The 7,503-nt window shown below is 73.2% G+C and carries 7 protein-coding genes; 5 read left to right on the top strand and 2 right to left on the bottom strand.

The genetic code is table 11. From position 1 onward, the window contains the following. Nucleotides 1-14: 14 nt before the first annotated feature. Nucleotides 15-1,667 (top strand): phospho-sugar mutase, encoded by a 1,653-nt coding sequence (locus tag EAO70_RS29545; protein ID WP_148005906.1) that lies wholly within the window; start codon nt 15-17, stop codon nt 1,665-1,667. Between the two features lie 172 nt (nt 1,668-1,839). Here EAO70_RS29545 and EAO70_RS29540 read toward each other — a convergent pair whose 3' ends face one another. Next, nucleotides 1,840-2,586, bottom strand: a complete 747-nt coding sequence (locus tag EAO70_RS29540; RefSeq protein ID WP_148005905.1) for a PH domain-containing protein — start codon at nt 2,584-2,586, stop codon at nt 1,840-1,842. Nucleotides 2,587-2,845: 259 nt separating this feature from the next. Here EAO70_RS29540 and deoC point away from each other — a divergent pair, with 259 nt between their 5' ends. The 3 genes from deoC to EAO70_RS29525 are packed head-to-tail and all read left to right on the top strand — an operon-like array spanning nt 2,846 to nt 6,160. After that, the gene (gene deoC / locus EAO70_RS29535) at nt 2,846-3,805 is read left to right on the top strand and encodes a deoxyribose-phosphate aldolase (protein ID WP_148005904.1); all 960 of its coding nucleotides are present in this window, start codon (nt 2,846-2,848) and stop codon (nt 3,803-3,805) included. Nucleotides 3,806-3,810: 5 nt separating this feature from the next. Beyond that, a complete protein-coding gene (locus tag EAO70_RS29530; protein WP_148005903.1) occupies nt 3,811-5,247 on the top strand; it encodes an aldehyde dehydrogenase family protein in 1,437 nt (478 codons plus the stop codon). Continuing rightward, nucleotides 5,240-6,160, top strand: a complete 921-nt coding sequence (locus EAO70_RS29525; RefSeq protein WP_148005902.1) for an aldehyde dehydrogenase family protein — start codon at nt 5,240-5,242, stop codon at nt 6,158-6,160. Before EAO70_RS29530 ends, EAO70_RS29525 begins: the two co-directional genes overlap by 8 nt. 100 nt (nt 6,161-6,260) lie before the next feature. Here the strand turns inward: EAO70_RS29525 and EAO70_RS29520 are convergent, their stop codons facing one another. Further along, nucleotides 6,261-6,659: a hypothetical protein gene (locus EAO70_RS29520; protein ID WP_148005901.1), complete on the bottom strand. Its 399-nt coding sequence runs from the start codon at nt 6,657-6,659 to the stop codon at nt 6,261-6,263. A gap of 61 nt (nt 6,660-6,720) precedes the next feature. On the opposite strand from EAO70_RS29520, the gene EAO70_RS29515 reads away from it, so the two are divergent. Then, on the top strand, nt 6,721-7,416 hold the full coding sequence (locus tag EAO70_RS29515; RefSeq protein ID WP_148005900.1) for a uridine kinase: 696 nt from the start codon (nt 6,721-6,723) through the stop codon (nt 7,414-7,416). Nucleotides 7,417-7,503 lie beyond the last annotated feature (87 nt).

Below are 7,503 nucleotides of genomic sequence, written 5' to 3'. Positions count from 1 at the left end.
CCGAAAGGCACACCGTGACGCAGGACGACCTCCTCACCCGGGCCCAGGCCTGGCTCGCCGAGGACCCCGACCCGGAGACCCGTGACGAGCTGGCCGCGCTGCTCGACGGCGGCGCGACCGACGAGCTCGCCGCCCGCTTCGCCGGCACCCTCCAGTTCGGCACCGCCGGGCTCCGCGGCGAGCTGGGCGCCGGACCCATGCGGATGAACCGCTCCGTCGTCATCCGCGCCGCCGCCGGCCTCGCCGCCTACCTGAAGGCCAAGGGCCAGGAGGGCGGCCTCGTCGTGATCGGCTACGACGCCCGCTACAAGTCCGCCGACTTCGCGCGCGACACCGCCGCCGTGATGACCGGCGCCGGCCTGCGCGCCGCGCTCCTCCCCCGCCCGCTGCCGACGCCCGTCCTCGCGTACGCCATAAGGCATCTGGGCGCCGTCGCCGGTGTCGAGGTGACCGCGAGCCACAACCCGCCGCGCGACAACGGCTACAAGGTCTACCTGGGCGACGGCTCGCAGATCGTGCCGCCCGCCGACGCGGAGATCGCCGCCGAGATCGACGCCGTCCGCTCGCTGCACGACGTGCCCCGCCCGGAGAGCGGCTGGGAGACCCTCGGCGACGAGGTCCTCGACGCCTACCTGGAGCGCACGGACGCCGTCCTCACCACCGGCTCCCCCCGCACCGCGCGGACCGTCTACACGGCCATGCACGGCGTCGGCAAGGACGTCCTGACGGCCGCCTTCGCACGGGCCGGCTTCCCGCCGCCCGCGCTCGTCGCCGCCCAGGCCGAGCCCGACCCGGCGTTCCCGACGGTCGCCTTCCCGAACCCGGAGGAGCCGGGCGCCATGGACCTCGCCTTCGAGGCGGCCCGCGCCGTGGACCCCGACCTGGTCATCGCCAACGACCCGGACGCCGACCGCTGCGCCGTGGCCGTGCCCGACGCGACCGTGGTGGGCGGCTGGCGCATGCTCCGCGGCGACGAGGTCGGCGCGCTGCTCGCCGCGCACCTGGTGCGCAAGGGCGCCACCGGCGTCTTCGCCGAGTCGATCGTCTCGTCCTCGCTGCTGGGCCGGATCGCGGAGGCCGCGGGCGTCGGCTACGAGGAGACGCTGACCGGCTTCAAGTGGATCGCCCGCGTCGAGGGCCTGCGGTACGGCTACGAGGAGGCGCTCGGCTACTGCGTCGACCCCGAGGGCGTCCGCGACAAGGACGGCATCACGGCGGCGCTGCTCGTCACCGAGCTGGCCTCGGTGCTCAAGGAGCAGGGCCGGACGCTGACCGACCTGCTCGACGACCTGGCGGTGGAGCACGGACTGCACGCCACGGACCAGCTGTCGGTGCGGGTCGAGGACCTCGGCATCATCGCCAACGCCATGGCGGCGCTGCGCGAGCGGCCGCCGGTCTCGCTCGCCGGGCTGACCGTGGTGTCGGCGGAGGACCTGACGAAGGGCACCGAGTCGCTGCCCCCGACGGACGGGCTGCGCTACCACCTGGAGGGCGAGTACAAGGCCCGGGTGATCGTCCGCCCGAGCGGCACGGAGCCCAAGCTCAAGTGCTACCTGGAGGTCGTGGTCCCGGTCGCCGCGGCGGACGACCTCACCCCGGCGCGGGCGACGGCCCACGAGGTCCTGGTCGCGATCAAGCGGGACCTGTCGGCGGCGGCGGGACTCTGATCCGACCCGCGCGGGACGACCCGGGGGGCCGGGACGGTACGCGCCACGGCCGGGGGGCCGGTACGCACACAGCACGGCCGGGGGGCCGGTACGGAGTTCCCGTACCGGCCCCCCGGCCGTCCCGCGCGGGGGTCAGCCCGTCGCGAGCGGAGTCAGTCCCTCGCGAGCAGGGTCAGCCCGTCGCGAGGAGGATCGCCAGGAGCAGCAGGCCGGCCGCCGCGGGGGCCACGATCTCGTACGCCCAGCGCACCCGGGTCTCGCCCTGCGCGCCCGGGGCGCCGGCCCGGCGCTCGGCGAGCTCGCGGAGGTCGGCGACGGTCTGGTCGGTGGGCGCGGTGCGCGAGGCGCTGTCCCGTACGTCGGCGGTGACCGAGGTACGGCCGTGCGGGTCGTCCTGGGAGGCGCGGGAGGCCCGGCGGGCCGCCCTCTTGCGCTGCCGCAGCGAGACGGGAACGGCCCACAGCTGGTACTTGGCGCCGTCCTGGGTGAAGACCTCGCTGGAGTAGCCGGCGCGGACGTCGGCGACCGTCGCCCAGGGCAGCGTGATCGACCGGAACGGGTTGCGGATCCGGAGCCGGTCGTCGTTGGCGTACACGGCGGGCCGGATCGTGAAGGCGACGATCAGCGGCGCGGCGAGGAGGAGGCCCGCGAGCGCGATCCAGGGCGAGCGGCCCTCCCCGCGGAACAGCACGTCGCCGGCGAACACGGCGGCGAGGACCAGCAGGAACACCCCGCTCGCGATCCCGAGGGGCGACCGGAAGACGCGGTCGGCGGACTCGGTCCCGGCGGACTCCCGCCCGGCGGACTTCTGCCCGGCGGCCTTCCGCGGCGCGGGCTTCTTCCCGGCGGACGGCTGGTCGGGGGTCGACTCGCGGCTCGGCTCGTGGCTGGGCTCGGGGGTCGGCTCGGGGGTCGTCATGGGGCCGATTGTGCCTCAGGGGCCCGGTGGGGGCTCAGGCGCCCCGCGTGGCCACGAGGTCCGCGTAGAGAATGATGCGTCGTCGCGGTGGCCGTCGGCCGGTTCGCCGCCGCGGACGCCCTTGCCGTACCAGCCGATCCGGTCGGCGTCCGCGACCGGGGGCACCCCACCACGCCGCCCGCCCGCTGTGACCTCGCGCTCTGCGGAGCCGCTCCCCTGTACAGGTCGCTACGCGCGTAGATATGCTCGACTGGTGACCATGCCCACCACTGCATCCGCAGCATCCGCATTCGCCGACGTGACCGCGTCCGACGGTGCGCTGCGCCGTTTCCTCCACGGGCTGCCCGGCGTCGACGCCGTCGGCCTGGAGGCGCGCGCCGCGTCCCTCGGCACCCGCTCGATCAAGACCACGTCCAAGGCGTACGCCATCGACCTGGCCATCTCCATGATCGACCTGACGACGCTCGAAGGCGCGGACACCCCGGGCAAGGTCCGGGCGCTCGCCGCCAAGGCCGTCCGCCCCGATCCGACCGACCGCACGACCCCGACGACCGCCGCCGTCTGTGTCTATCCGGACATGGTGGCCACCGCCAAGGCCACCCTCGCGGGCTCGGACGTCAAGGTCGCCTCGGTCGCCACCGCCTTCCCGGCCGGCCGGGCCGCGCTCCCCGTGAAGCTGGCCGACACGGCGGACGCCATCGCCGCGGGCGCCGACGAGATCGACATGGTCATCGACCGGGGCGCCTTCCTGGCCGGCCGCTACCTGGAGGTCTTCGAGCAGATCGCCGCGATCAAGGCGGAGTGCGGCGACCGCGCCCGCCTCAAGGTGATCTTCGAGACCGGCGAGCTGTCCACGTACGACAACATCCGCCGCGCCTCCTGGCTCGGCATGATGGCCGGCGCGGACTTCATCAAGACCTCGACCGGCAAGGTCGCGGTCAACGCCACCCCGGCCAACACCCTGCTCATGCTGGAGGCCGTGCGCGACTTCCGCGCGCAGACCGGTGTGCAGATCGGCGTGAAGCCGGCCGGCGGCATCCGCAACACCAAGGAAGCGATCAAGTTCCTGGTTCTCGTCAACGAGACCGTGGGCGAGGACTGGCTGGACAACCACTGGTTCCGCTTCGGCGCCTCCAGCCTGCTCAACGACCTGCTGATGCAGCGCCAGAAGCTGGCGACCGGCCGCTACTCCGGCCCCGATTACGTGACGGTGGACTGATCAACATGGCATCTGCATTCGAGTACGCACCGGCGCCCGAGTCCCGGTCCGTCGTCGACATCGCCCCCAGCTACGGCCTGTTCATCGACGGCGAGTTCGTCGAGGCGGCCGACGGCAAGGTCTTCAAGACCGTCTCCCCCGCCACCGAGGAGGTCCTCTCCGAGATCGCCCAGGCGGGCGCCGAGGACGTGGACCGCGCGGTGAAGGCGGCCCGCAAGGCCTTCGAGAAGTGGTCGGCGCTGCCCGGCTCCGAGCGCGCCAAGTACCTCTTCCGCATCGCCCGGATCATCCAGGAGCGCAGCCGCGAGCTGGCCGTCCTGGAGACCCTGGACAACGGCAAGCCGATCAAGGAGACGCGCGACGCGGACCTCCCGCTGGTCGCCGCGCACTTCTTCTACTACGCGGGCTGGGCCGACAAGCTCGACCACGCCGGCTACGGCCGCAACCCGCGCCCGCTGGGCGTGGCCGGCCAGGTCATCCCGTGGAACTTCCCGCTGCTCATGCTGGCGTGGAAGATCGCCCCGGCGCTCGCGACCGGCAACACGGTCGTCCTCAAGCCGGCCGAGACGACCCCGCTGACCGCCCTGTTCTTCGCAGACATCTGCCGCCAGGCCGGGCTGCCGAAGGGCGTCGTCAACATCCTTCCCGGCTACGGGGACACGGGCGCCGCGCTGGTCGAGCACCCCGACGTGAACAAGGTCGCCTTCACCGGTTCCACCGCGGTCGGCAAGGCCATCGCGCGGTCGATCGCCGGTACGGACAAGAAGGTCACCCTGGAGCTGGGCGGCAAGGGCGCCAACATCGTCTTCGACGACGCCCCGATCGACCAGGCCGTCGAGGGCATCGTCAACGGCATCTTCTTCAACCAGGGCCAGGTCTGCTGCGCGGGCTCGCGCCTCCTCGTCCAGGAGTCGATCCAGGACGAGCTGCTCGACAGCCTCAAGCGCCGCCTGAGCACCCTCCGCCTCGGCGACCCGCTGGACAAGAACACCGACATCGGCGCCATCAACTCCTCGGAGCAGCTGGCGCGGATCACCTCGCTGGTGGAGCAGGGCGAGGCGGAGGGCGCCGAGCGCTGGACCGCCGCCTGCGACCTCCCGGACGCCGGCTACTGGTTCGCCCCGACGCTCTTCACGAACGTCACCCAGGCGCACACGGTCGCCCGCGACGAGATCTTCGGCCCGGTCCTGTCCGTGCTGACCTTCCGTACGCCCGACGAGGCCGTGGCGAAGGCCAACAACAGCCAGTACGGCCTGTCGGCGGGCATCTGGTCGGAGAAGGGCTCCCGCATCCTCGCGGTGGCCAACAAGCTCCGCGCCGGTGTCGTCTGGGCCAACACGTTCAACAAGTTCGACCCGACCTCGCCGTTCGGCGGTTACAAGGAGTCGGGCTTCGGCCGCGAGGGCGGCCGTCACGGTCTGGAGGCCTACCTCGATGTCTGATCGCAGTGTCGACAAGGGCGGCTCCGCCACCGGGCGCCTGAGCGTCTTCAAGACCTACAAGCTGTACGTCGGGGGCAAGTTCCCCCGCTCCGAGAGCGGCCGGGTGTACGAGGTGAGCGACTCCAAGGGCAACTGGCTGGCGAACGCGCCGCTCTCCTCCCGCAAGGACGCCCGTGACGCGGTCGTCGCCGCGCGCAAGGCGTTCGGCGGCTGGGCGGGCGCGACCGCGTACAACCGCGGCCAGATCCTCTACCGCGTGGCCGAGATGCTGGAGGGCCGCCGGGACCAGTTCGTCCGCGAGGTCGCCGACGCGGAGGGCCTGTCGAAGTCGAAGGCGGCGGCGGTCGTCGACGCGGCGATCGACCGCTGGGTCTGGTACGCGGGCTGGACCGACAAGATCGCCCAGGTCGTGGGCGGCGCCAACCCGGTCGCCGGCCCGTACTTCAACCTCTCCACGCCCGAGCCGACCGGTGTCGTCACGGTCGTGGCGCCCCAGGACTCGTCCTTCCTGGGCCTGGTCTCGGTGATCGCCCCGGTGATCGCCACGGGCAACACGGCGGTCGTCATCGCCTCGGAGAAGTCGCCGCTCCCCGCTCTCTCGCTGGGCGAGGTGCTCGCCACCTCCGACCTGCCCGGCGGCGTGGTCAACATCCTCTCCGGCAAGGCCGCCGAGATGGGCCCGCACCTGGCGGCCCACCAGGACGTCAACGCGATCGACCTGACGGGCGCGACCGAGGGCGACCTCGCGCGCGAGCTGGAGATCGCGGCGGCGGACAACCTGAAGCGCGTCCTGCGCCCGCGGACCGAGGACTTCACGGAGTCCCCGGGCACGGACCGCATGACGGCGTTCCTGGAGACGAAGACGGTCTGGCACCCGACGGGTTCGCTGGGCGCGAGCGGCTCCTCGTACTAGCACCGTGCCAGCGGGCTCGTAGCGGCATGACGACGGCCCCCGGGATCACCCGGGGGCCGTCGTCATGCCCTGCGCCTCCCGGCGGCCCGGGCGGGCGCCGTTACGAGAGGAGCCCCTGCGTCAGCGGACCGGCCACCGGCAGGTCGGCCACGGCCCCGCCCTTCGTGATGTGGTCGGTGACCAGGTGGGTGCCGACCGGCTTGAAGTCGGCGATCTGGGTCCCGAGCCCGTTGTCGAGCGGGTCGACCCCGGTGTTGGCCAGCGGGTCGAGCTGCAGCCGGGTCAGCGGCCCGAGCCCGTGGGTGACGCCGGCCAGTACGCCCGCACCGGCCGCGGTCGCGTCCGTCCGGGTCAGCGAGTCGACCGGCAGGGGAACGGGTGCCGCGGCCTGCGCCGACGCACCGGCGCCGAGCACCGCCGCGCCCGCCGCCGTGATGCCGAGGCCTGCCGCGAGCAGGGCGCTGCGGCGGGGGCTCCGGGGTTCTGCGTGACGCGCCATGATGGTCCTTCCGAGCTTTCCACGGGGTGATCGGTCGCACACCGACAGTAGTTGAGGTGTGATGCTCGATACCAACGGGCTTCCTCGGGGGTCCCCTGCACGGGGGAATGCTTCACACTGGTGTCCCGTGAGTTCCTCATCGATCCCGACCCGTGTGGTCCTGCTCGCGGGCCCCTCAGGCTCCGGCAAGTCGTCCCTCGCCGCCACAGCCGGCCTCCCCGTGCTGCGCCTCGACGACTTCTACAAGGAGGCCGACGACCCGACCCTCCCCCTCGTCGCGGGGAGCGCGGACATCGACTGGGACTCCCCCGCGTCCTGGGACGCGGACACCGCCGTCGCCGCCATCGTCGAACTGTGCCGCACCGGCCGGACCGACGTCCCCGTGTACGACCTCGCCACCAGCTCCCGGATCGACCGCGAGCGACTGGACATCGGCCGCACCCCGCTGTTCGTGGCGGAGGGGATCTTCGCGGCCGAGATCGTGGCCCGCTGCCGTGAGCTCGACGTCCTCGCCGACGCGCTCTGCCTGCGCGGCCGCCCCTCGACGACCTTCCGCCGCCGGCTCGCCCGCGACCTGCGCGAGGGCCGCAAGTCGGTCCCGTTCCTGCTGCGCCGCGGCTGGCGCCTGATGCGCGCGGAGCGGTCCATCGTCGCCCGCCAGACGGAACTGGGCGCCCACCCGTGCGCCAGGCCGGAGGCCCTCGGCCGCCTCGCGGCAGCGGCGGCGGGCCGCCACCGCACCCCCGCCGCGAGCTGACGGCCCGGAACAGCACGACGCGGGCCGTACGGGCCCCCCAGCCCGTACGCCCCGCGTCGTCATCCCCGTACCCCCGTACGGTTCCCC

The organism is Streptomyces sp. adm13(2018) (assembly GCF_008042145.1).
Taxonomy (GTDB): Bacteria; Actinomycetota; Actinomycetes; order Streptomycetales; family Streptomycetaceae; genus Streptomyces.
This window is presented reverse-complemented; position numbering and strand designations above follow the sequence as displayed.

Coding starts and splice junctions, on each gene's coding strand:
- EAO70_RS29525 (WP_148005902.1), top strand. CDS start 5,240: ATGTCTGATCGCAGTGTCGACAAGGGCGGCTCCGCCACCGGGCGCCTG.
- EAO70_RS29515 (WP_148005900.1), top strand. CDS start 6,721: ATGCTCGATACCAACGGGCTTCCTCGGGGGTCCCCTGCACGGGGGAAT.
- EAO70_RS29530 (WP_148005903.1), top strand. CDS start 3,811: ATGGCATCTGCATTCGAGTACGCACCGGCGCCCGAGTCCCGGTCCGTC.
- EAO70_RS29520 (WP_148005901.1), bottom strand. CDS start 6,659: ATGGCGCGTCACGCAGAACCCCGGAGCCCCCGCCGCAGCGCCCTGCTC.
- EAO70_RS29540 (WP_148005905.1), bottom strand. CDS start 2,586: ATGACGACCCCCGAGCCGACCCCCGAGCCCAGCCACGAGCCGAGCCGC.
- deoC (WP_148005904.1), top strand. CDS start 2,846: ATGCCCACCACTGCATCCGCAGCATCCGCATTCGCCGACGTGACCGCG.